The organism is Pseudomonas sp. 02C 26 (assembly GCF_002843585.1).
Lineage (GTDB): Bacteria > Pseudomonadota > Gammaproteobacteria > Pseudomonadales > Pseudomonadaceae > Aquipseudomonas > Aquipseudomonas shirazensis.
Map to the genome: position 1 here is coordinate 2,868,278 of NZ_CP025262.1, position 20,973 is coordinate 2,889,250.

A 20,973-nucleotide genomic window follows, 5' to 3' on the forward strand; every position below is an offset into this window, starting at 1 on the left:
TGTTTTTTGAAGGGCTGCGCGGGCACCGTGCGGTGCCCGTCCAACAAGGTCAGGCGAAGAACGAAATGGCGCCGGTCAGGACTGCCAGGGCGGTGATTACCAGGGAGGTATACACCGCCCATTTAACCGTGGCTTTCTGGAAGTCGCCGATATCCCGGTCAACCATCCCCACCAGCAGCAGGGTCGAAGCCACCAGCGGGCTCATCAGGTGTACCGGCTGGCCAAGTACCGAGGCGCGAGCGATTTCCACCGGGTCGATGCCGTATGCAGCAGCGGCGTTGGCCAGGATCGGCACCACGCCGAAATAGTAGGCATCGTTGGACAGGACGAAGGTCAGCGGCATGCTGGTGATCGCCACCACCAGCGGGAACCAGTGCCCCCAGGCATCCGGGATCCAGTCAACCAGGGTCTGCGCCAGCGCGTCGACCATCTTCGTGCCCGAGAAGATGCCCGCGAAGATACCGGCGGCAAACACCAGCAGGACCACGGTCATGGCATTGCCCGAGTGGGCGAGGATGCGCTCTTTCTGGATGTCCAGCTGCGGGTAGTTGATCATCAGCGCAGCAACGAAACCGATCATGAACAGGATCGCCGCGTGCATCACACCCAGCACCAGCGCAGTCATCACCGCGATCACCAGCACCAGGTTGACGTAGGCAAGGCGCGGACGCTTGTGCGGGGTGTCTTCCAGGATCGCCTTGATGTAGCAGTCGCCACCACCGGACTCGAGCTTGATGTTACCAATGCGCTTGCGCTCGCTACGGCCCAGCAGGAACGCGGTGAACACAACCCAGGCGGCACCGCCGATCATGGTTGGCAGCATCGGGATGAAGTAGTGGGTGGCGTCCAGGCCCAAGGCAGCGATGGCGCGAGTAGCCGGCCCGCCCCATGGGCTCATGCCGCTCATGATGCTCAGCGACAGCATCGAGATGGTCGCCAGAATCATCGGGTTCATGCCGATGCGCTTGTACAGCGGCAGCATTGCGGCGCAGGTGATCATGTAGGTGGTGGTGCCGTCACCATCCAGTGCGACCAGCAGCGACAGCAGCGCGGTGCCGATGGCAATTTTCAGCGGGTCGCCATTGACCCTTTTGAGGATCTTGCGGATCAGCGGGTCGAACAAGCCCGCATCGATCATCAGGCCGAAGAAGAGAATGGCAAACAGCAACAAGGCTGCCGACGGCGCAACCATTTTCAGGCCGTCGAGCATCATCTTGCCGGTTTCCGGGGCGAAGCCGCCGATCACCGCAAATACGATAGGCACGACCGTCAAGGCCACGATTGGGGATAAGCGTTTGCTCATGATCAGGTAGGTGAACGTCACTACCATGAGCAAACCGAGGAGTGCGAGCATGTCTGTATCTCTTGTTTTTATTGTAAATGTGCACGTCTGCCGGGCAGACGGCGCCTGACCCGCTCGATGCCCGGCAAGGCAGCGAGCGATTGTATGTCAATCGTTAAACAAAGCGTTTAAAGCGATCAGCCGGCGAGCCTGCGCACGGACGGCGCGTAGACGTAGCCGGAGAAGAGCCGCCGGGCAGTGCGTACCACCGAGGCTTGAATCGGCTTGCCTTCGGTGCGTTCCAGGGCAATATCGATGCTGCCGCTCGGGTGTTCCAGGCGCACCTGAGTAAGGCCATTGGCGCGCTCGCCGAGCATCTGCATGACCACCGTGCCTGGGCTGACGCAGGCCGTCGCCAGGCCGATGGCGCCGGTGATGGCCAATGCCCGATGGCAGTCGTGCGGCATGAAGTAACGCACCTGCAGGGTGCCGTCGAATTTGGCTGGCGAGATCAGCACGGGTTTGGGAATGACCATACCGCTGACATCGCCCAGGCCCATCGCCGCGCCGGCCTTGATCCGCAGCGCTTCGATCTTTTGCATCAACGCGCTGTTGCCCTCGAGCTCGGCCGGGCTTTCGCCGCCGGTAACGCCAAGCTTGCTGGCTTCGATGATCATCATCGGCATGGCCATGTCGATGCAGGTCAGCTCGACACCATCGATCACATCGCTGGCCTGACCGGTGGGGAACAGCTTGCCAGTCTTGCTACCAACGGCATCGAGGAAGGTCAACTGCACCGGCGCTGCGGTACCCGGCACGCCGTCGATCGCAGTGCGGCCCTCGTAGCGGACGATGCCGCCGGGGGTTTCCACCAGCGAGTTGACGAAGGTTCCGGTGTTCAAGTTGCGGATGCGCACCAGGGTCTTGCCTTCGGTGGCCTTGACCAGGCCCTCTTCGATGGCGAATGGGCCGACTGCGCAAAGCATGTTGCCGCAATTAGGTGCAGTATCGACGCGGCGCTGAGCGACCATGACCTGAACGAACAGGTAGTCGACATCGGCATCGGCATGTAGCGAGGGGCTGAGGATCGCCACTTTGCTGGTCTGCGGGCTGCCGCCGCCGATGCCGTCGATTTCCAGCTCATGGCCAGAGCCCATCAGGTTGATCAGCATTTCGTCACGCTCGACCACATTGGTCGGCAAGTCCCAGGCATGGAAAAACGGACCCTTGGAGGTACCGCCGCGCATCAGAACACAAGGAATTCGTTGCATGACTACTGACTCTTGTTGATCAATAGGGGGTATTGATGTGTTGGAAACAAGAGTGACAGGGACCGATAAATCAATCCAATGCAAAGATCGTAGCTATTATTGCGCGCAGCAAATGAATCAAGTCGTGAACTGCTGAAGAGAATCGTCATGGAATATGAGCTCCAGGATATAAGATCTTTCGTGAAAATCGCCGAACTTGGCAGCTTCCACGAAGCTGCTGATGTGCTCCATCTATCTCAACCGGCGCTGAGCCGGCGGATCAAGAAGCTAGAAGAAGGCCTGGGTACGCCGTTGCTCGAACGGACTACGCGCCGGGTCAGCCTGACCAGTGTCGGCCGCGACTTCCTGCCCAAGGCCAGACGCCTGCTGGATGACTTCGAGGACTCGATCCTGAGCATCCGCGAACTGGCCGAACGCCAGACCGGCCAGGTGACCCTGGCCTGCATCCCGACCGCAGCGTTCTACTTTTTGCCGTCGGTGATTCGCCTGTACAACGAGCAATACCCGAAGATCCGTATTCGCCTGCTCGATCTCAGCGCCAACGACGGGCTTGAGGCCGTACTGCGCGGTGAAGCCGACTTCGGCATCAACATGATGAGTGGCCAGCACCCGGACATTGAGTTCGTGCCGCTGGTCGAGGAGAAGTTCGTCCTCGCCTGCCGCCGTGACCACGAGCTGGCCAGCCGCGCGTCGGTGACCTGGACGCAACTGGCCGACTATCGCCTGATCGGCGTAGGCCGCCTGAGCGGCAACCGGATGCTGCTCGACCATGCCTTGTCCGGCCTGAGCTGGCGTCCCAAGTGGTTCTATGAGGTGCAGCACTTGTCGACGTCGCTGGGCATGGTCGAGGCTGGCCTTGGCGTCTCCGCCATGCCCAGCCTGGCCATGCCGGCAGCCGACCACCCTACCCTGGTCAGCGTGCCGCTGAGCGAGCCAGAGGTGACCCGCACCCTCGGCCTGGTCTACCGCCGCGGCGCCTCGCTGTCGCCGGCTGCCGAGAAGTTCGTGGCCATTCTGCTGGAGAAATGGCCGAACAGCTGAGCCGTGCACGGCGACTGGCTTGCGCTGGTACTGAGCGGACGTCATTCGCCCCCCAGGCCGTGCGGATCGGGCTGGCGTTTTTCGATGGCAAACTTGAGCAACGCCGCGCTGCGGAAAATGCCGTGGGCGAACTTGCCGTAGGGCAAGGTCAGGAACAGCGCCATCACGCAGCCCAGGTGCACCGCGAGCAAAATGGCCATCGCTCCGGTGTCGCGCCAGCCGAGCAAGGCCAGGCCAGTCAGACTGACCAGCAGCAACAGCAGGATGAACGCGCGGTCCATCGGCCGCTGGCTGACATCGCCATGCGCTGGGTCGCGGCGCAGGTTGAGCAGCAGCAGGCCGACAGGGCCGATGACCAGGCCCACACCGCCGACAGTACCCAGCACTACCGGCCAGCTGAGCAACGGATAAGGCGCCATTTCACCCAGCAGGTAGTGGTAACCGGTGGCGACCACCGTCGCCGCGAAACAGAGCATGAAACCGTAGAAGGTCAGGTGATGAAAACGCCGGCGCCACAAGGTGTAGCGGTCGCTCTCGTTGGTGCAGCCCTGGCCATGACCACCGTCCAGATACTTCAGTGTCAGCGCCGCAGTCGAGGCTTCCACCACCGCAGCATGCTTGCTTGCGGGCGGGCTGTCTGCCGGTGCGACCTCGCGCCAGAAGCGTCTGACGGCGATGCTCAACGCCAGCATGGCCGCGGCGAAGACCACGCCAAACATCAACGCCAGGGTGTTATGCGGGAACACCGCATAGAAATCCCCCGCCAACCGCCCTGGTAGCACCGTGCCATTGACCAGCAGCGCCAGCAGCAGGAACAGCGACAACCCGGCTGCCAGTGCACTAGCGAGCAGCGTGCCGTTATGCCGGTAGAGCCGGCCGAACGCGCTTGGCCAGGCGTAGTCCGAGTAAGTCTGGCCGCGCACGGTGGCCAGCGCCTTCGGCACATTTACGGCAAACTCATGCGGTGCGGCGTACTGGCAGGCATGCAAGCAGGCACCGCAGTTGTGACACAGGTTGGCCAGGTAGTGGATGTCGGCCTTGTTGAAGTCCAGCCGCCGGGTCATTGCCGGGAACACCGCGCAAAAGCCCTCGCAATAACGGCAGGCATTACAGATGCGCATCTGCCGGTCGACTTCGCTTTCGTCCACATTCAGCACGGCGATCAGTTCGCCGTGGCCCTTGCTGGGCTCGACCAGCCGCGGTTCAAGCAGTTGCGCAGTCATGGGTAATCTCGCTGGAAGGATGGTGATAGCCGAGCGCTGCCGCCGCCTGGGTGCCGGCAATCCGGCCGAAAGCGGTGCCGATGGACATGCCGACGCCGGCGGTGTAGCCCTTGCCCAAGACGTTGCCGGCCATCATTTCACCGGCAACGAACAAGTTCGGGCTGGGCTTGCCGGCAAAGTGCACGGCGGCGGTGTGATCGGTGCGCAGGCCCAGGTAGGTAAAGGTCACGCCGGGGCGCAACGGGTAGCCGTAGAAAGGTGGGGTATCCAGCGGGCGCGCCCAATGGCTCTTGACCGGTTGCACGCCTTGGGTATGGCAGTCATCAAGCCGAGTGTGGTCAAACGTGCCGACCTGGCAGGCTGCGTTGTAGGCCTGCACGGTGGCGACGAATTCGCCCTCGGGCAGGCCGAGCTGCTGTGCCAGTTCGCCGAGGGTATTGGCCTTGGTGCCGGCAAACACCGGCGGCATGAAACGCCCGAGCGCCTTTTGGTCAATGATCGAAAAGCCCACCTGCCCTGGCTGCTGGGCGACCAGGCGGCCCCAGATGGCATAGCGCTTAGGCCAGAAGTCTTCACCCTCGTCGTAGAAGCGCTGGCCGTCACGGTTGACCACCACGCCGAGCGACACGCAGTCGATACGGGTGCAGATGCCGCCGTCATACAGCGGAGCACGCGCGTCGATGGCAACCATGTGCGCCTGGGTCGGATCGCCGATGGTGTCGGCGCCCTGCCCCATCAAGCCACGCAGCAGCACGCCGGTGTTGAAGCGTGTGCCACGGATCAGAAAATTGTCTGCAGTCCACTCGCCACGTTCGTTCTGGCCCCAGGCCTCGCGCAGCCATTCACGATTGGACTCAAAGCCACCGGCGGCGAGCACACAGGCCCGCGCCTCGATACGTTCGGCGGGCAGGTCGCGGCCATCGACGTGACGAGGGCCAATATGGGCGGCCACAAAACGATCACCGTCAAGTTCGATGTGGCTGACCGGTGCGTTGTAGCGAACGCCTACGCCGAGCTGCTCGGCGCTGCGGAAATAGGCGTTGACCAGCGCCTTGCCGCCACCCATGAAAAAGGCGTTGGTGCGCGCGGTATGCAGGGCACCGGACAACGACGGCTGAAAGTGCACGCCATGGCTGCGCATCCAGTCCCGGCAGGTCGCCGAAGCTCTGATAACCAGGCGCGCCAGCTTTTCATCGGTCATGCCGCCGGTGACCTTGAGCAGGTCCTGCCAGAACTCTTCTTCCGGGTAGCTCTCGACCAGCACATCCTGCGGCGCATCGTGCATGCACCTGAGGTTGCGCGTGTGCTGCGAGTTGCCACCGCGCCATTCGCGCGGTGCGGCTTCCAGCAACAGCACGCTGGCACCGGCCTCGCGCGCCATCAGCGCAGCGCACAGGGCTGCGTTGCCGCCCCCTATGACGAGCACATCAATCATATCGCCTCCTGTTCAGCGAGGAGACGGGCGTTCGGTTGCTCCTCGCGATGGCGGCGACTTTAGAGCGCTGCCCAGGACGGCGAAACGGGCTGTCGGCACAGGGGCCTGCAGTTTTGCTAAAGGGTCAGGTCGAGAGCATCCGTGCACCGGGCCAACGGCCTTGCTCGACCAGCTCACGCGCCACGTCGAACAGCACGATGCGCGTGGCCAGTGCCGCCGGTGACAGTTCGTCTTCGGCCAGGCTGACCATCACATTGCGCCGCTCGGCGTCGGCATCGCTGATCTCGAACACCTTCAGCCCCGCCTGCAGCGATCGCGCTACCGTGGCCCCTGGCTGGATGGTTGCGGCGTGGCCGGCACACACCGCGTCCATCAACAACGACAGGCCGTCGATCTCCATGACAATGTCAGGCTCATGCCCCACCCGCTCGAAGGCTGAACGCAGTGTCGTGCGCAAACCATGCTGGGCGCTGGGCAACACCAGCGGCAGATCCTTGAGCTGTGCCAGGCTAAGGCTATCGCCCCACTCCGCCCGCACCAGCGCCGCTGGCACCAACGCAAACAAGCGCTCTTGCAGCAGCGGTCGCAGGCTCAAACGCGGCCCCACATCGGCCTGGAACAGTACTGCCAGGTCCAGATGGCGCGCGTTGAGCTGGTTGACCAGATAACCCGAAAGCATCTCGACCAGATGCAGGCGCACGTCTGGATAACGCTCGCGCATGCGCGCAATCAGCGGCAGGCCGAGGATCGAGGCTGTTGTGGGCGCCAAGCCAACGCTGGCATAGCCGCTCATGCGCCCGCTCTGCGCGGCCAGCACAGCGTGCTCGGCCTGACGCAGTGTCAGCCGGGCATGGTGCTGGAACGCCAAACCGGCCGCAGTCGGCGTCACGCCGGTGCTGGTGCGGGTCAACAGCCGCGTGCACAGCTCACCTTCGAGCTTGGACAGCTGCTGGCTCAACGCCGAAGCGCCAACACCCAGCTCAAGGGCGGCGCGGCCGAGGCTGCCGTGTTCGAGTACACCGAGGTAGTAGCGTAATTGGCGCAGTTCCATGGAGACCTCGGGCGATGGTGGGCGGCTACCCTATACTCAAAGCTTTGCACAACTCAATGGCTGGCTCGACGGTGATGTTGCAACCTGCTGGGCCGCACATCGGCACTTTCCCAGCGCGTTGGGTTCGAACGTTGCAGACAAACCATTCGACTGTTTCCAGGAGGTGCCTGATGATCCTACGCAACACTTTGCTGCTGTCATGCCTGGCCTTGGCGCTGGCCGGCTGCGCAAGCTCCAGCGACAACCAGAAACCGCCGGCAACCATGCAGGTCGACCTGCAGCGTTACCAAGGCACCTGGTATGAAGTCGCCCGCCTGCCGATGTTCTTCCAGCGCAACTGCGTGCAGTCAGAAGCGCGATATGGCCTGCGCGCCGACGGCCTGATCGACGTTACCAATCGCTGCCGTGAAGAAGACGGCAAGTGGAACGAAGTCCACGGCACCGCCGAACCACAGGTGCCGGGCAAGACCGACAAGCTCTGGGTCAAGTTCGACAACTGGTTCAGCAAGCTTCTGCCCGGCTTGACCAAGGGCGAGTACTGGGTGCTGTACCACGATCAGGATTACCAGGTTGCATTGGTCGGCCACCCGAACCGCGAGTATCTGTGGCTGCTGTCGCGCACGCCGACCATCAGCAGTGAAACGCGTGAGAAATTGCTGACTACGGCGCGTGAGCAAGGGTATGACGTGAGTGAGTTGGTGTGGCGTAAGGCGGACTAGGGCAAATAGGTTGGAAGGGGCTGGCTTTTACGCCCCCTTCCGACCAATGTACTTATATATCCTTCAACTTTATTATTGCAGCAACGATCGTTATCCAGACACACCCAACAATCGTCGGCCATCAAGACGCCACCATCCGCTTCTTCAAGCTAGCCGAAAACGTCCGCAAATCTTCAATGCTCAGCAGACCCCTTCGAAGGTGCGGACCTGGCAGAAGCAATAAACCGCACATATTGGAAACAAGCATCCAGCGCGAACGCACACTTAAAAAGCCCGTGCAGTTCTTTGTCGCTCAAGCCACGGCCTGCTTTTGATGGCAGACGACATCGCAAAGACAGAAGAATTCACCAATGCCCTTGCCTACTTCATTGCCCTCCGGCTTTAGCGATCTTGGCTCAGAGCCACTAACTCGAGCTAACGCTGGCGACCTCACCACTCATAAATGGCCCTAGCAGCATACAATAGTGAAGCCCATGCAATACCTAAGCAGTAGCACCCACCTCCAACTCGAAGTCGAAGACGTAAGCTGCGCGGTATAGCATGCAAGTCCTCAGGCACTATCTTGCCGCGTCGAATATAGAGATGATGGCAATCCGTCAACGAGGAAAAGTTAGTCACAAACCACCACCTACCTCGCAAAGTGCGAAAATCCCCCGCAATTAAAATCCTTAAGCGCGGATTGGCAGATACTATTTCCTGCATGACGTTTATATCATCACCCATCATGATATAGGCCCACATCACCATACCAACACCTATAAAAACAAATGGCATGGCATAGACGAACACACCAAGTCCGGCCACCAGATTTTCGAGAGCATTAATCATTATTCAATACGCTCATAGATGAACTCGCCAAGAGCCTCGCCTCCCTCTTCAGCAATTGCGCCTCCTAGCAACACGCCTCCACCGACCATAACCAGCCCGCAAACGGGCGCCAAGACTCCGGTGAAGCCGCACACTAAAACAGCCACCTTGCTGCCTGCCGCCGCTCCCGCGGTACCACCAGCGATTCCACCTGCGAAACTACCCGCCTCCTTGAACCGAATCAGGTTGCACTCCTCCGTCCCCCCCGCCCGACATACTTCTTCCACCTTCAAATAAGACGAAGCACCTCCCAAGGCTGTGCCGATGTGTCCTCCATACTTGACGTACTTAGCCGCCTTGGCCACCTCATCCAAATGCGTGGCATACCCCGGAATCTGCCCCGGCCCTCCGGCTTTTGACCAGTGATGAACCAGGCTCTTGGTAGAAATCTTCAAATCACGACGAAGACGCTCGTAAGGGCCAAGGTTCAATCGCTTGTTCAAAAACGCCGCCTTCAACTGTCCATCCAGTTGCCTGAGCAACTTCTGTCGATTAGCAAAAAACTCCGGGCTGTTCAGGTGGCCGAACTTGTCGAACTGCTGTTTGTGTAACTGATCGACTTCGAGCAAGGTCGCCCGGACCTGCCTCAGGCCTTGCTCGAGCATGTCCTTGCCAACACCCATGGACTGACTCGCGCCTGTCAGCAATCCTGCAATTTCAGCCTGATGCTCCATCATGAATTCGGCCTCGTCGTAGTCGAGCAGCGCCAGCGAGTCGCGGGCCTGCTGTGCGGCGGCCATCAGTTGAGCTTCTTCGCGGGTGCAGGCATCGCCGTTGTCGGGGTCTCCGATGACGAAAATCTCGCCAGCCTTGAAGCCTTGCTGGAACGTCGGGTTGAGCATCTGCAGGCGCGAGATGGGCAAGGTGCTGTCCTGGTCGGCTAACTGCAGCAGCACCTGCGGGAAGGACATGTTGCGCTGGACAATATGGAAGCCTGGCTCATTGATATACGGCCGGCTATCAACGAAGTGCACAGGCTGACCAAAGCTCTGCGCGCTTGGGCCGACCACGCGCGAAGTCCTTGTCTCCCGCCAGGGTGGAACAAAGTCAGGTGGCGCTACAACTCGGTTGGTACCAGGCGGACAAGCGCACAGCACCAGCGAACCATCGACCGCCACTTCGCTGCCATCGGAGATAAAGCACGGCGCGCCTTCGGCAACAGTGCCTGGTTCGGCGCACAACGGGCAGGCCGTGGTCTTGTCGCCGACACGCAGGACCATGCGCCCATCACAGATGTAGCCATCACCCGTGGCGATGCACACCGCACCCGTTGTCGTATCATCGCCATCGACAGCTTGACCTTTACCGTCAATTATCACGCGCATCTGCAAACGCCCTGTGCTTGTTGAGCCAGGGAAACTAGCAGCTGCTGACCGGTATTTTTCCCCGCCAAAAGCGAACAGGATGCGCCCTACTACATTGAGCGAAAAGTCTTACGGCCGGAGACTTATCCTGACAGCCAAAACGCTCAAACCTGCTTTGAGAGTCTTCATCAGTCAGCCAACGCAAGGCTAAAATAGCCCTCCGAACCCAAGAGGATCCTGCAATGGACCTGCAGTTTCTGGGCACCTCGTCTGGGGTACCCACCAAGGCCCGCAACGTCAGCGCGACAGCAGTCATCGAAGCGTCCGGCAAAAGCTGGTATCTGGTCGATTGCGGCGAAGGCACCCAGCATCAGTTACTGCACACATCACTGTCGATGCGTGATCTGCGCGGGATATTCATCACCCATGTCCACGGTGACCACTGCTACGGGCTGCCGGGATTGCTCGCCAGCGCGGGAATGTCCGGGCGCAGCGAACCGCTCGAACTGATCATGCCGCTGGCACTGCATGAGTGGCTGCGCCTGAGCCTGGCGGTGAGCCAGACCTATCTGCCCTTCGAGCTGCATCTGCTGGCGGTAGAAACGCTGCAGGACTGGCGCAGCACGCAGGTTGCGGTGACTACCGTAGAGCTGTCGCACCGGGTGCCGAGCTATGGCTTTGTGTTCACCGAAATCAACCCGGAGCCGCGCCTGGACACCGAGCGCCTGCAAGCCGACGGCATCCCGCGCGGGCCGCTGTGGGGTGATCTGGCCCATGGCCGGCAGGTCGAACATGAAGGTCGTGTGCTCGACACGCTGACTTACCTGAAGGCATCCCGAGCGGCCCGGCGCATCGTCGTCTGCGGCGACAACGACTCACCCGCTCTGCTGGCCGAGGTTGCCAAAGGTGCCGATGTGCTAGTGCATGAAGCCACCTTCACCGAACCTGTGCTGCAACGCTCGCAATCGAACTTCGGCCACAGCACTGCGGCGGCTGTCGCGCAATTTGCCGAGGCTGCAGGTGTACCGAACCTGGTATTGACTCACTTCAGCGCCCGTTATCAGGACAACCCGCAGCGCAGCCCGTCCATCGATGATGTGCGCCAGGAGGCGCAGGCCCATTACAGCGGGCAACTGACGCTGGCTCGGGACCTGCAGCGTTATCACCTAGGCAAGGATGGCCTGCTCGCAGCGCTGTGAGTTGGCCGACAGTGCGCTTCTCCACAAAGATCAGTAACCGGTCATTTCCAGGTAACCCCTGCCCTGCCCGCTGCCGCCCTCGACCCGCACCGGCCCTTCCCAATACGGGAACCGGGTGTTCATCCAGGCCTGCTTGTACAGCGCTTCGACCTGGACATCGACGCCCTCCTCCGGCAGCCGCACGCGCCAGCGGGTCGGTACGGTTTTACCGTTTGCCTGCTTGCTCGAGGCCAGCACTTGCAGCTCGATCTGCGCTCCCTGGAGTGGCTGGATCTTGCCGTCGGCGCTGACCCAGGTGCCGGCTTTGTAGGCATCGCCGTGAGCTTCGCGCACCTGAAACAGCATTACCTTGGCGCCGCTGTCCAGGTGCAGGGAAAACCAGTCCCAGCCTGACTGCCCGGCCGCCAGCGGTTGGCTGCTCCATTCGCGATCGAGCCAGGCCTGACCGGTAACGGCCACGTGCTGGCCGTCACGCTCGACTTCGCCACTGACCTGATAGAACGGTTGGCTGTAGTAATAGGAAGCCTGGCCTTTGCCGGATTTTTCGCTGTAGCCCTTGGCCCCGTGCAGCACCAATGGCCGCTCACTGACCAAGTGCAGATCAAAGCGGAAATCCTCACCTGCGGCTTTCATCTGCAACTGGCCAATCCCATTGCCGCCCAGCAGCGACCAATCATCTATCCAGGCGCGAAATGGCTGCGCCTCAACCCCAGCCTGGCCGATGCCACCGCGGGCGAGCACCTCACTGGACTGATGACCGCCCGGCCCGGTCAGCGCCGCGTGGCCCATCCACAGATTGGGGCTGTTCCAGTCGGCGGTTTCTGCGCCAGGGCGCAATGCCGAACGAAACAAGGTCCACTGCGCGCCCCACTGCCGCCCCTGGGCATCCTGCAAGTTGGCGGTGACGTACCACCACTCGATGCGGAAGCCGTCGTGGGCGCCATGATCACGCGGGAACTGCAGCTCATGGCCCGGCGTGACCTGCTGGAAGGCGCTGGCCTCCTGCCCCAAGCCGGCAAAACTGTTGGACTCGGGTACAGGCGCATCGCAGCCTGCAAGCAGCAGGCACAGCACGGTCAGCCAGGGTTTAACGTTCATTGGCAAACTGCCTCAAGAGATCGCTGGGTTGCCTGCGCGCCAGTTGCCAGAGCGGCCAGACGCTGGCCAGAAAGCTGGTCAGCACGCCGAGCACTGCCAGTTGCAGCAGCTGACCGGGGAACACATAGAGCGGCAGACGCCAACCAAACGCCTGCACGTTGACCACGGCCACCAGGCACCAGGCCAGCAGCAAGCCAAGCGGAATCGCCAGCAACACGGTGCAACTGCTCAGCATCAGGGTCTGGCCGAGTGTCAGCCAGATCAACCGACGGCGTTCGACCCCCAGCGCCCACAACGGCGCCAACTGGCCCAGGCGGCTCTGGCCGAGGCTCAGCAGGCTGATGAACAACGCCACGCCAGCGATACCGAGGGTCAGGCTGTTGAGTGCGGCGGTAGCGGCAAAGGTGCGCTCGAACACCGCAGCAGACCATCGCTTGAGCGTGGTCTGCTCGACCATGCGGCTATCATCGAGACTGAACTGTTGGCCCAGCGCCCGCTTTAGCGCCGGCAAATGCTCGCCAGCCAAGGTCAGGCCCAGATTGCTCAACGTCGCCTGCGGCCAGTGCTGGCGTAACCAGTCGGCGCTGATCAGCAGGTGCCCTTTGGGATTGCCATAATCGGCATAGATGCCCACTACCGGCATCGTTTGGGCTGATGGCTCGGGCAGTTGCAAGGCGTCGCCAAGACCCAGCTGCAGGCGCCTGGCCAACTGTTCGCTGAGCATGATCCCGCGCCCCTGCGCAAGCTGCTCCCAGGCACCGGCGGATTTTTCCAGCAGCGGCCAGTGATTGTTGTAGTACGGGTGATCGACGATGCCCTGGACCTGCGTCGGCCATTGCTGCAGCCGCCACTCGACCCGCCAGTTGGGCAGCACCGCGGTGACTTCGGGCTGGCGTGCCAGCCAGTCGCTGATCTGCACGGCCTGGGCAGTGTCGCGCGGGGTCAGGTACAGGTCTGCCGACAGGCGCTGATCGAGCCAGCCGGTAAAGGTGCGGCGAAAGCCCTCGGTCATGCTGCCCACACCGACGCTGGCGGCCAACGCCAGCAGCAAGGCCATCAGCGCCAGGCTCAGCGCCGGCAATTGCTGGCGGCTGTCGGCCACGAACCATTGCGGCAATGGCCGCCGGCACAAGCGCGCCAAACCGGCCAGGGCAAGCTCGAGCAAGGCCGGCAGCAATAGCGCCGCTGCCAGCAGCAATGCCGCGAGCAGGACAAAGGCGCTGCTCAGGTTATTGCCCCACTGCCAGCAACCCAGCGCTACCAAACCAAGCAACAAGGCGACCAGCGCCTGACGACGCAGCCACGGCCCTTGGGCCAGGCGCCAGGCCTGTGGCTGGGCAAGCGCCAGCAGCGGCAGGCGCGCAGCGCGCAGCACGCTGCTGACACCGGCCAACAACGCACCGAGCAGACTCACGCCGACGCCGGCCAACCACCACTGCGGCGACAGGCTCAACTGCCCGGCGATCTGCGCTCCATACAAGCCGCGCACGCTGGCCGCGAAGTCAGGCAACAACAGGCTGGCCAGCAGATAACCACTGACTACCCCGGCGAGGCCGCCGAGCAACGCGAACGCACCCAGCTCCAGCGCCAGCCCGGTCAACAGCACCCGCAAGCTGACACCGCAGGCACGCAAGGTTCTGATCAAGCCGCGCCGTTGCTCCAGCGCCAGGCCAATGGCCGCATGGGCAATGAACAGGCCGACCACGAATGCCAGCAAGCCCAGCGCAGTCAGGTTGAGGTGAAAGCTGTCGGTCAGGCGCTGCAGATCACCGTCGTCGCCACCGGTTTGCAGCATAAGCTGGGCGGCGATGTCGGCAGGCAGCGCGGTGGGTTGTTTTTCGAGCAGCAGACGCGACAGTTGTCCTGGCGCGCCGAGCAGCGCCTGCGCGTGGCCGATATCGACCACGATCACCCCAGGCGCCAGTTCCGCTTGCAGGACCAACGGCGGCATCAGCTGACCATCGCGGGTGCCCGCGCGCTGACCCGGTTGCAGGTTCAACTGGCGTAGCGTGTCTGGACTGATCCAGGCTTGCCCAGGGCTGTCGATGAAGGCCGCAAGCTCGAACGCTTGCGCCTGTACCCCGGCCACGGCCATCTTCGCTGGCAGGCTTAGCGGTTCAATACCGATCAAGCGCACTGCCTGAGTCGCGCTTCCTGAAAGTTGCAGGCGGCCTTCCAGAACCGGCGTCACCGGCACGCCTCTAGTGCGCAGTTGCACATACAGCGCTTGCGCCAGATGCTCGCCCTGACGCGGCACCAGTTGCGTCTGGCTGGCGCCCGAAAGCACACCACTGGCACGGGCATAGTCGCTGCGGGCCTGGCTGTTGAGCGCCTGCACGCCGGTCCACAATGCCGTTGCCAGCCATAGCCCGGTAAAGATACTGAAGCACTGCAAGCGGTGCCGGCGCCAATGGCTGAGCAGCGCCTGCAAGGTGATCAGCAGGCTGGCCATCAATCCGGCTCCGGCTGAACACGTCCAGCCTTGAGGAAGCACCGATGTTCGAGCCGCGCCGCCAACTGCCGGCTGTGGGTCACCATCAACAGGCTGCTGCCCGCCTGGGCAACCAGCTCGAGCATCAGTTGCAGGACGTCTTCACTGCTTGCTTCATCGAGGCTGCCGGTGGGCTCGTCGGCCAGCACCAGCGCCGGCCGTCCCGCCAACGCACGACCAATCGCCACACGTTGCTGCTGGCCGCCCGACAGCTGCTCGGGGTAGCGCTGCAACAACTCGGTCAACCCAAGCCGCTCCGCCAGCTGCGCGGTCCAGGCAGGATCGTGGCGCCCGGCCAAGCGGGCTTGAAACGCCAGATTGGCGGCAACGTCGAGGCTGCTGATCAAGTTGTACTGCTGGAACACCAGGCCAATGCTGTCGCGCCGCCAGCGTGCCAGCGCCGTTTCGTCCCGCGTATCGAGGGGTACATCCTCGATCAGTATCCTGCCGCTGTCAGCCCGATCAAGTCCGGCGAGCAGGTGCAGCAACGTGCTTTTGCCACTACCTGATTCGCCCATCAGCGCCAGGCTGCTGCCCCGCGCCAGTTGCAGGTCGACGCCCTGCAGCACAGGCAGAACGCTCTGGGCGGTATTGAATGACTTGCGCAGCTGCTCGACGACCAACATCGGTGGGGGCTTCCTCTCAGGGCACAACGGGCGTTAATCACTAACTCTTGGGCACAGCGTTGCAGCCATAGGTTGCATCGTTCTGCCCTTCAAGGGTAGGCGCAATCGGGGCTAAACTGAGGTACGAACATCATCAGGCTTACAGGAACCTCCATGGCCCGCACTGCGATACCTGGCTACCACCCATCGTGGTTGCTGCTGATCCTGCTCATCGGCAGCCTTGCATCGCTGACGGGATGCTCGAACAAATCCAGCGCTACGCGCTATGCCCAAGCAGGCGCGAACTGCTTCGCCAAGGCAGTGCCGACCGCTGGCGAGGGTGGCCTGGCATGGGGCAACACGTTGAGCGCGGCGCGCAAGAAATCCATGGACAGCTGCATGCGCTATGCGAGCCGTTCAGGCGGTACGCCGAAGACCTGTCAGGTGGTGATGGCCAAGTGCAAGTGATGGGTGGCGGCTACGAGCGGGCCCGCTAGTTCGAGCTATAAGGTTGGTTCACTCGGTTGGTCGTAAGACCGCCCGCCCGCAGCCACCATTGCGATTGTTCAGGCATTGCACCTGAACAATCGCGCAATCATGGTCGGCCAGTCGGCAGGCAGCAATCAGGCGAATCTTATTGCCAGGGGTTACTGCAGCCACGGCGGCGGTGGCGGCTCCTCGCTCTTGACCGGGCCACGCTCGGCTTCTTCACGACCGGCACGGCGACGTTCGTCATCCATCCGCGCCGCTTCGATCTCGCGCAGCACGCCGCCGACATCGGCGTCGTGGTCGTCATCCTCGAACTCGCCGGTCAGCGGGCTATCGGGCAACAATTCCCCGGCCTCGAACAGCGACCACATCTCGCGGGCGTAGCGGGTGTCCTTGAGCTCGGGAGCAAAGCGCCCGAAGTAACCGCTCATGTTCGCCACGTCACGATCGAGCATGCTGAAAGCATGGTTGTTGGCGGCAGCATCGACGGCCTGCGGCAAGTCGATGATCACCGGGCCATCCGGGCCGAGCAGGACGTTGAATTCGGACAAGTCACCGTGCACCAGCCCTGCACAGAGCATCAAGACGATCTGGCGGATCACGAACGCGTGGTATTCACGCGCCTGATCCGGCTCCAGGTGAACGTCGTTGAGGCGTGGCGCGGCGTTGCCGTCGGCATCGACCACCAGCTCCATCAACAGCACGCCGTCCTGGAAGTCGTAGGGCTTGGGCACTCGCACGCCGGCATGCGCCAAGCGGAACAAGGCGGCCACCTCGGCGTTCTGCCAGGCATCTTCGGCTTCCTTGCGACCGTACTTGGAACCCTTGGCCATGGCCCGCGCCTGGCGGCTGTTGCGCACCGTGCGCCCTTCCTGGTACTCGGCCGCCTGGCGGAAGCTACGTTTGTTGGCCTCCTTGTAGACCTTGGCACAACGCACCTGGTCACCGCAGCGCACCACATACACCGCTGCTTCCTTGCCACTCATCAAGGGCCGCAACACCTCGTCGACCAGACCGTCTTCGATCAGCGGCTCAATACGTTTTGGAGTCTTCATCAGGTTTAATTCAGGGTCCTGTTCTGCCAGACACATGGTTTGCCGGCCATCCTCTCACAGCCTGATCCGACTTGCTCGTTTCGAGCTAATCAATACGCGGATGTTGTTGTACCAAATGCGTGCGTTTGGCCTCAAGTTCAGCAATCTGCTCGTCGATATCCTCGATTTTTTGCTCAATGTTGTCGTGGTGTTCCTGCAGCAGTTCACGCGCTTCCTCGATGTCCGAGGCGGCGGGCGCAGCGCCGCGCAATGGCTGATTGGCAGTTTCTTTCATGGTGATACCGGTGATCAGACCGATCAGGGCAATGACCATCAGGTAGTAAGCCGGCATGTACAGGTTGTTGGTGCTTTCTACCAGCCAGGCGGCGATGGTCGGGGTCAGGCCGGCAATCAGCACAGAAATATTGAAGGCACTGGCCAGCGCGCTGTAGCGAATGTGCGTAGGGAACATCGCCGGCAGCGTCGAAGCCATCACCCCGATGAAGAAGTTGAGCAGCACCGCCAACATCAGCAAACCGGCGAAGATCAGCCCGAGCACACCGCTGGTGATCAGCATGAAGGCCGGGATGGCCAGTGCGAACAAGCCGATGCTGCCGCACAGGATGAACGGGCGGCGGCCGTATTTATCGCTGAGGAAGCCGATCAGAGGCTGCACGAAGAGCATGCCCACCATGATCGCGATGATGATCAGCACCCCGCGGTTCTCGCTGTAATGCAGGTTGTGCGACAGGTAGCTGGGCATGTAAGTCAGCAGCATGTAATAGGTGACGTTGGTGGCGATGACTACGCCTACGCAGGTCAGCAGGCTGCGCCAGTGCTTGGTAGCTACCTCCTTGAACGACACCTTCGGACCGCCAGCCAGGCCTTCGCGATCGCCCTGCTCGAGCTTGTCGACATGCTGCTGGAAGGCGGGGGTCTCTTCCAGCGCATGGCGCAGGTACAGGCCGATCATGCCCAGCGGCAGCGCCAGCAGAAACGGCACCCGCCAGCCCCACTCCTGGAACCTCTCTTCACCGATCATGGCCGAGATGAACACCACCAGGCCGGCGCCGGCAACAAAGCCTGCGATTGAGCCGAAGTCGAGCCAACTGCCGAGGAAGCCGCGCTTGCGGTCCGGGGCGTACTCGGCGACGAAGATCGAGGCACCGGTGTATTCACCCCCTACCGAGAAGCCCTGGGCCATCTTGCACAGCAGTAGCAGGATGGGCGCCCAGATACCAATCGCGGCATAGGACGGAATCAAGCCAATGGCGAAGGTGCTCAGGGACATGATCACAATGGTGGCGGCGAGAACCTTCTGCCTGCCGTATTTGTCGCCGAGGGCGCCGAAGAACAGCCCGCCCAGGGGCCGAATCAGGAACGGCACCGAGAACGTACCCAAGGCTGCGATCATCTGTACGCTGGGGTCAGCGCCGGGGAAAAAGACCTTGCCGAGCACATAGGCGACAAAGCCGTAGACGCCGAAGTCGAACCACTCCATGGCGTTGCCAAGCGCTGCGGCGGTGATCGCCTTGCGCATCTTGGCGTCGTCAACAATGGTGATGTCTTTCAAGCCGATCGGCTTGACGCTTTTTTTGCGTGATTTCATATCTGCCACTCTGTTACTGACGTGTCCATTACCAGTTGCCATTGTTTTAATGGCCAGGCTCTAAGGCATCAGATACAAAGGGTTACGAAAAAATTCACTGAGCGCCGACATTTTTCGCGCCAGCAAACAGGCCATCTGCGCTGAGGCTCCACGCAGATGGCCTGGTATTGGTGATCAGCGCAGCGTTACTGACTGCGCGTTACCCGCCAAATGGTGTTGGCGAGGTCGTCGGCGATGATCAGCGCACCGCGCGGATCCACCGTCACACCCACCGGGCGACCGCGGGTCTTGCCATCATCACCACGGAAGCCGGTGGCAAAGTCGATCGGCTCGCCGGCTGGCTTGCCATTGCTGAACGGCACGAAAATCACCTTGTAGCCCACGGGGTTGGGGCGGTTCCAGCTACCGTGCTCACCGACGAACGCGCCCTCGGCAAACTGCGCGCCCATGGCCGCCACCGAGAAATCAACGCCCAGAGCCGCAACGTGAGAGCCGAGGCTGTAATCCGGCTTGATCGCCGCAGCGACTTTCTCAGGGTTCTGCGGCTGCGCACGTGGGTCGACGTTCTGCCCCCAGTAGCTATAGGGCCAGCCGTAGAAGCCCCCCGCTTTGACTGAGGTCAGGTAGTCAGGCACCAGGTCAGGGCCAAGCTCATCGCGTTCGTTGACCACAGCCCACAGTTCACCGCTGGTGGGTTCGATGCTCAGCGCAGTCGGGTTACGCAGGCCAGTCGCATACGGCTTGTGCGCGCCGGTCTGGGCGTCGATCTGCCAGACCATGGCCCGATCTATTTCGACCTCCATGCCGCGCTCGGTGATATTGCTGTTGGAGCCGATGCCGACGTACAGGTAGCGCCCGTCGGGGCTGATCGTCAGCGCCTTGGTCCAGTGGTGGTTGATCTCGGCCGGCAGATCGCTGACCTTACTGGGCGGGCCACTGGCCTTGGTCTGGCCATCCGCGTAGTCAAAGCGCACCAGCGCATCCTGATTGGCCACGTACACGCTGCCCTCGAAGTAGGCCAGGCCATAGGGTGCGTTGAGGCCTTCGGCGAACACCGTTTTCACTTCGTACTTGCCGTCACCATCAGCGTCACGCAGCAAGGTCAGGCGGTTACCGCCCTTGACCTGGGTATTGCCCTTGGCCTTGATAGAGCTGGCGATGACGTCCTTGGGCTTGAGTTTGGCCGCACTGCCGCCGCGCCCTTCCGCTACCAGAATATCGCCGTTGGGCAGCACCAGCGTCTGCCGCGGGATCTTCAGGTCAGTGGCAATCGCAGTGACGTTGAAGCCCTGCGGTACGGTTGGCTTGAGATCGCCCCAGGCGGTCGGCTCGGCGATTTTCATGCTCGGCAACAGGCCGCGCTGCTGATCAGGCAGTTTCGGGTTGGCGCCGTAGGTTTGCGTGGCGTCGCCCTCGCCACCGCAGGCGCTGAGCAGCAGCGCCATGCTCAAGGCTGTCAGTGCATGTACGCGGTTCATCTCACACCTCCGGAGCGCAGATTGGTCAGCCCGAGGCCGGTTGCGATGCACGCCAACGCACTGACGATGACCGACAACACCAGCCCCGACGGCATCACGGCCCAGGCATCCTTGGCATGCTCAAAGGCGTTCATCAGGCCCAGCAGCCAGGTAGCCAGCAGCAGCACGAAGTACACCACTGGGCGCCCGCCCTTGTGCTCGGCGCGGATCAGATTGACCAGGGCAAACAGCAATGCCAATCCGCAGAACAGCAAGCCACCGGCAATCAGCCAGGCAGCAAAGTTGGCCCATTGAATCTGGTAGCTTTGGTAATAGGCGATGTCACTGAGCAAGGCGCCGAGAAACAGCGGCACGGTGCCGGCCAGCAGGGTCGCGTGCAGCGCTCCTGGCCGGCAGCGATAGAGGGTTGAGTCGTTCACGGTGGCTCCTTTCATCGATCCAGAGGTCCCTCCCTGCACAGACTGCGCCTGGAGGCCTAATGGAAGATCGCTCGGCCAAAGCGATAGTTCAGCGCAATTGCAGACAGGGCTGTAATCTGGCCGCTACCCGTTTGCTGAGCGGTGCCGGTTGAGGACTAGAGTTTTGGGCAAAGACGCAGACAACCCGTGCATATCCAAATGCCAGATCCGCGACGAAGTTTGCCTGGGCTGCGGGCGCAGCAAAGACGATATTCGCAAGTGGAAGAAGATGAAGAAGAGCGAGCGCATCGAGGCTGTGCAAAAGGCCAAGGCGCGCTTGAAGGCTATCAAGAAAGGCAAAAAATAAGGGGGGCCGCAG

General features: G+C 61.9%; 19 protein-coding genes. 5 read left to right on the forward strand and 14 right to left on the reverse strand.

Annotation, left to right across the window (positions count from 1 at the left end; all coding sequences use genetic code 11):
• Positions 1-49: 49 nt before the first annotated feature.
• Both CXQ80_RS12935 and CXQ80_RS12940 read right to left on the reverse strand, forming a co-directional pair.
• Entirely contained in the window at positions 50-1,354 is a 1,305-nt protein-coding gene (locus CXQ80_RS12935; RefSeq protein ID WP_101320062.1) for a CitMHS family transporter, read from the reverse strand.
• Between the two features lie 125 nt (positions 1,355-1,479).
• Positions 1,480-2,553 (reverse strand): 4-oxalomesaconate tautomerase, encoded by a 1,074-nt coding sequence (locus CXQ80_RS12940; protein ID WP_101320064.1) that lies wholly within the window; start codon positions 2,551-2,553, stop codon positions 1,480-1,482.
• A 147-nt stretch (positions 2,554-2,700) separates the two neighbouring features.
• Here CXQ80_RS12940 and CXQ80_RS12945 point away from each other — a divergent pair, with 147 nt between their 5' ends.
• Positions 2,701-3,594, forward strand: coding sequence for a LysR family transcriptional regulator (locus CXQ80_RS12945; RefSeq protein WP_101320065.1), 894 nt, complete (start codon positions 2,701-2,703; stop codon positions 3,592-3,594).
• A 41-nt stretch (positions 3,595-3,635) separates the two neighbouring features.
• Here CXQ80_RS12945 and tcuB read toward each other — a convergent pair whose 3' ends face one another.
• The 3 genes from tcuB to CXQ80_RS12960 form a co-directional block, all read right to left on the reverse strand.
• Positions 3,636-4,817: a tricarballylate utilization 4Fe-4S protein TcuB gene (tcuB, locus tag CXQ80_RS12950; protein WP_101320067.1), complete on the reverse strand. Its 1,182-nt coding sequence runs from the start codon at positions 4,815-4,817 to the stop codon at positions 3,636-3,638.
• Positions 4,798-6,252, reverse strand: coding sequence for an FAD-dependent tricarballylate dehydrogenase TcuA (gene tcuA, locus CXQ80_RS12955; RefSeq protein WP_101320069.1), 1,455 nt, complete (start codon positions 6,250-6,252; stop codon positions 4,798-4,800). Before tcuA ends, tcuB begins: the two co-directional genes overlap by 20 nt.
• Before the next feature lie 124 nt (positions 6,253-6,376).
• Positions 6,377-7,303, reverse strand: coding sequence for a LysR family transcriptional regulator (locus CXQ80_RS12960; protein WP_101320071.1), 927 nt, complete (start codon positions 7,301-7,303; stop codon positions 6,377-6,379).
• 170 nt (positions 7,304-7,473) lie between these two features.
• On the opposite strand from CXQ80_RS12960, the gene CXQ80_RS12965 reads away from it, so the two are divergent.
• On the forward strand, positions 7,474-8,022 hold the full coding sequence (locus CXQ80_RS12965; RefSeq protein ID WP_101320073.1) for a lipocalin family protein: 549 nt from the start codon (positions 7,474-7,476) through the stop codon (positions 8,020-8,022).
• Between the two features lie 429 nt (positions 8,023-8,451).
• Here the strand turns inward: CXQ80_RS12965 and CXQ80_RS24740 are convergent, their stop codons facing one another.
• Both CXQ80_RS24740 and CXQ80_RS12970 read right to left on the reverse strand, forming a co-directional pair.
• Positions 8,452-8,850 (reverse strand): hypothetical protein, encoded by a 399-nt coding sequence (locus CXQ80_RS24740; RefSeq protein ID WP_157831748.1) that lies wholly within the window; start codon positions 8,848-8,850, stop codon positions 8,452-8,454.
• On the reverse strand, positions 8,850-10,214 hold the full coding sequence (locus CXQ80_RS12970; protein ID WP_101320075.1) for a PAAR domain-containing protein: 1,365 nt from the start codon (positions 10,212-10,214) through the stop codon (positions 8,850-8,852). The genes CXQ80_RS24740 and CXQ80_RS12970 overlap by 1 nt, the downstream gene beginning before the upstream one ends.
• Positions 10,215-10,435: 221 nt before the next feature.
• On the opposite strand from CXQ80_RS12970, the gene CXQ80_RS12975 reads away from it, so the two are divergent.
• Entirely contained in the window at positions 10,436-11,392 is a 957-nt protein-coding gene (locus CXQ80_RS12975) for a ribonuclease Z (RefSeq protein WP_101320077.1), read from the forward strand.
• Positions 11,393-11,422: 30 nt separating this feature from the next.
• On the opposite strand, the gene CXQ80_RS12980 is transcribed toward CXQ80_RS12975, so the two are convergent.
• From CXQ80_RS12980 to CXQ80_RS12990, 3 genes are read right to left on the reverse strand one after another with little or no spacing between them, the layout of a single operon-like run.
• Complete coding sequence (locus CXQ80_RS12980) at positions 11,423-12,490, reverse strand: lipocalin-like domain-containing protein (protein WP_101320079.1); 1,068 nt, start codon at positions 12,488-12,490, stop codon at positions 11,423-11,425.
• Entirely contained in the window at positions 12,480-14,942 is a 2,463-nt protein-coding gene (locus CXQ80_RS12985) for an ABC transporter permease (RefSeq protein WP_101320081.1), read from the reverse strand. The genes CXQ80_RS12980 and CXQ80_RS12985 overlap by 11 nt, the downstream gene beginning before the upstream one ends.
• Complete coding sequence (locus CXQ80_RS12990) at positions 14,942-15,607, reverse strand: ABC transporter ATP-binding protein (protein ID WP_101320083.1); 666 nt, start codon at positions 15,605-15,607, stop codon at positions 14,942-14,944. The genes CXQ80_RS12985 and CXQ80_RS12990 overlap by 1 nt, the downstream gene beginning before the upstream one ends.
• A 153-nt stretch (positions 15,608-15,760) precedes the next feature.
• Between CXQ80_RS12990 and CXQ80_RS12995 the strand changes: the two genes are divergently transcribed.
• Entirely contained in the window at positions 15,761-16,054 is a 294-nt protein-coding gene (locus CXQ80_RS12995; protein ID WP_101320085.1) for a hypothetical protein, read from the forward strand.
• 179 nt (positions 16,055-16,233) lie between these two features.
• Here the strand turns inward: CXQ80_RS12995 and CXQ80_RS13000 are convergent, their stop codons facing one another.
• The 4 genes from CXQ80_RS13000 to CXQ80_RS13015 form a co-directional block, all read right to left on the reverse strand.
• Complete coding sequence (locus CXQ80_RS13000) at positions 16,234-17,130, reverse strand: PA4780 family RIO1-like protein kinase (protein ID WP_101320086.1); 897 nt, start codon at positions 17,128-17,130, stop codon at positions 16,234-16,236.
• An 85-nt stretch (positions 17,131-17,215) separates the two neighbouring features.
• Entirely contained in the window at positions 17,216-18,718 is a 1,503-nt protein-coding gene (gene proP, locus CXQ80_RS13005; RefSeq protein WP_101320088.1) for a glycine betaine/L-proline transporter ProP, read from the reverse strand.
• 185 nt (positions 18,719-18,903) lie between these two features.
• Positions 18,904-20,196, reverse strand: a complete 1,293-nt coding sequence (locus tag CXQ80_RS13010) for a sorbosone dehydrogenase family protein (RefSeq protein WP_101320090.1) — start codon at positions 20,194-20,196, stop codon at positions 18,904-18,906.
• Positions 20,193-20,630 (reverse strand): DUF2231 domain-containing protein, encoded by a 438-nt coding sequence (locus tag CXQ80_RS13015; RefSeq protein ID WP_101320092.1) that lies wholly within the window; start codon positions 20,628-20,630, stop codon positions 20,193-20,195. The genes CXQ80_RS13010 and CXQ80_RS13015 overlap by 4 nt, the downstream gene beginning before the upstream one ends.
• 148 nt (positions 20,631-20,778) lie before the next feature.
• Here CXQ80_RS13015 and CXQ80_RS13020 point away from each other — a divergent pair, with 148 nt between their 5' ends.
• Positions 20,779-20,961 carry a DUF1289 domain-containing protein gene (locus tag CXQ80_RS13020; RefSeq protein ID WP_101320094.1) on the forward strand — a complete coding sequence of 61 codons (183 nt, stop codon included), beginning with the start codon at positions 20,779-20,781 and terminating at the stop codon, positions 20,959-20,961.
• Positions 20,962-20,973 lie beyond the last annotated feature (12 nt).

Bases quoted from the DNA above. Each gene is read 5' to 3' on its own strand.
- CXQ80_RS12995 (WP_101320085.1), top strand. From the start codon at position 15,761: ATGGCCCGCACTGCGATACCTGGCTACCACCCATCGTGGTTGCTGCTG.
- CXQ80_RS12985 (WP_101320081.1), bottom strand. From the start codon at position 14,942: ATGGCCAGCCTGCTGATCACCTTGCAGGCGCTGCTCAGCCATTGGCGC.
- CXQ80_RS12970 (WP_101320075.1), bottom strand. From the start codon at position 10,214: ATGCGCGTGATAATTGACGGTAAAGGTCAAGCTGTCGATGGCGATGAT.
- CXQ80_RS12945 (WP_101320065.1), top strand. From the start codon at position 2,701: ATGGAATATGAGCTCCAGGATATAAGATCTTTCGTGAAAATCGCCGAA.
- tcuA (WP_101320069.1), bottom strand. From the start codon at position 6,252: ATGATTGATGTGCTCGTCATAGGGGGCGGCAACGCAGCCCTGTGCGCT.
- CXQ80_RS12965 (WP_101320073.1), top strand. From the start codon at position 7,474: ATGATCCTACGCAACACTTTGCTGCTGTCATGCCTGGCCTTGGCGCTG.
- CXQ80_RS12980 (WP_101320079.1), bottom strand. From the start codon at position 12,490: ATGAACGTTAAACCCTGGCTGACCGTGCTGTGCCTGCTGCTTGCAGGC.
- CXQ80_RS13000 (WP_101320086.1), bottom strand. From the start codon at position 17,130: ATGAAGACTCCAAAACGTATTGAGCCGCTGATCGAAGACGGTCTGGTC.
- tcuB (WP_101320067.1), bottom strand. From the start codon at position 4,817: ATGACTGCGCAACTGCTTGAACCGCGGCTGGTCGAGCCCAGCAAGGGC.
- CXQ80_RS12935 (WP_101320062.1), bottom strand. From the start codon at position 1,354: ATGCTCGCACTCCTCGGTTTGCTCATGGTAGTGACGTTCACCTACCTG.
- CXQ80_RS13010 (WP_101320090.1), bottom strand. From the start codon at position 20,196: ATGAACCGCGTACATGCACTGACAGCCTTGAGCATGGCGCTGCTGCTC.
- proP (WP_101320088.1), bottom strand. From the start codon at position 18,718: ATGAAATCACGCAAAAAAAGCGTCAAGCCGATCGGCTTGAAAGACATC.
- CXQ80_RS13015 (WP_101320092.1), bottom strand. From the start codon at position 20,630: ATGAAAGGAGCCACCGTGAACGACTCAACCCTCTATCGCTGCCGGCCA.
- CXQ80_RS12960 (WP_101320071.1), bottom strand. From the start codon at position 7,303: ATGGAACTGCGCCAATTACGCTACTACCTCGGTGTACTCGAACACGGC.
- CXQ80_RS12990 (WP_101320083.1), bottom strand. From the start codon at position 15,607: ATGTTGGTCGTCGAGCAGCTGCGCAAGTCATTCAATACCGCCCAGAGC.
- CXQ80_RS24740 (WP_157831748.1), bottom strand. From the start codon at position 8,850: ATGATTAATGCTCTCGAAAATCTGGTGGCCGGACTTGGTGTGTTCGTC.
- CXQ80_RS12975 (WP_101320077.1), top strand. From the start codon at position 10,436: ATGGACCTGCAGTTTCTGGGCACCTCGTCTGGGGTACCCACCAAGGCC.
- CXQ80_RS12940 (WP_101320064.1), bottom strand. From the start codon at position 2,553: ATGCAACGAATTCCTTGTGTTCTGATGCGCGGCGGTACCTCCAAGGGT.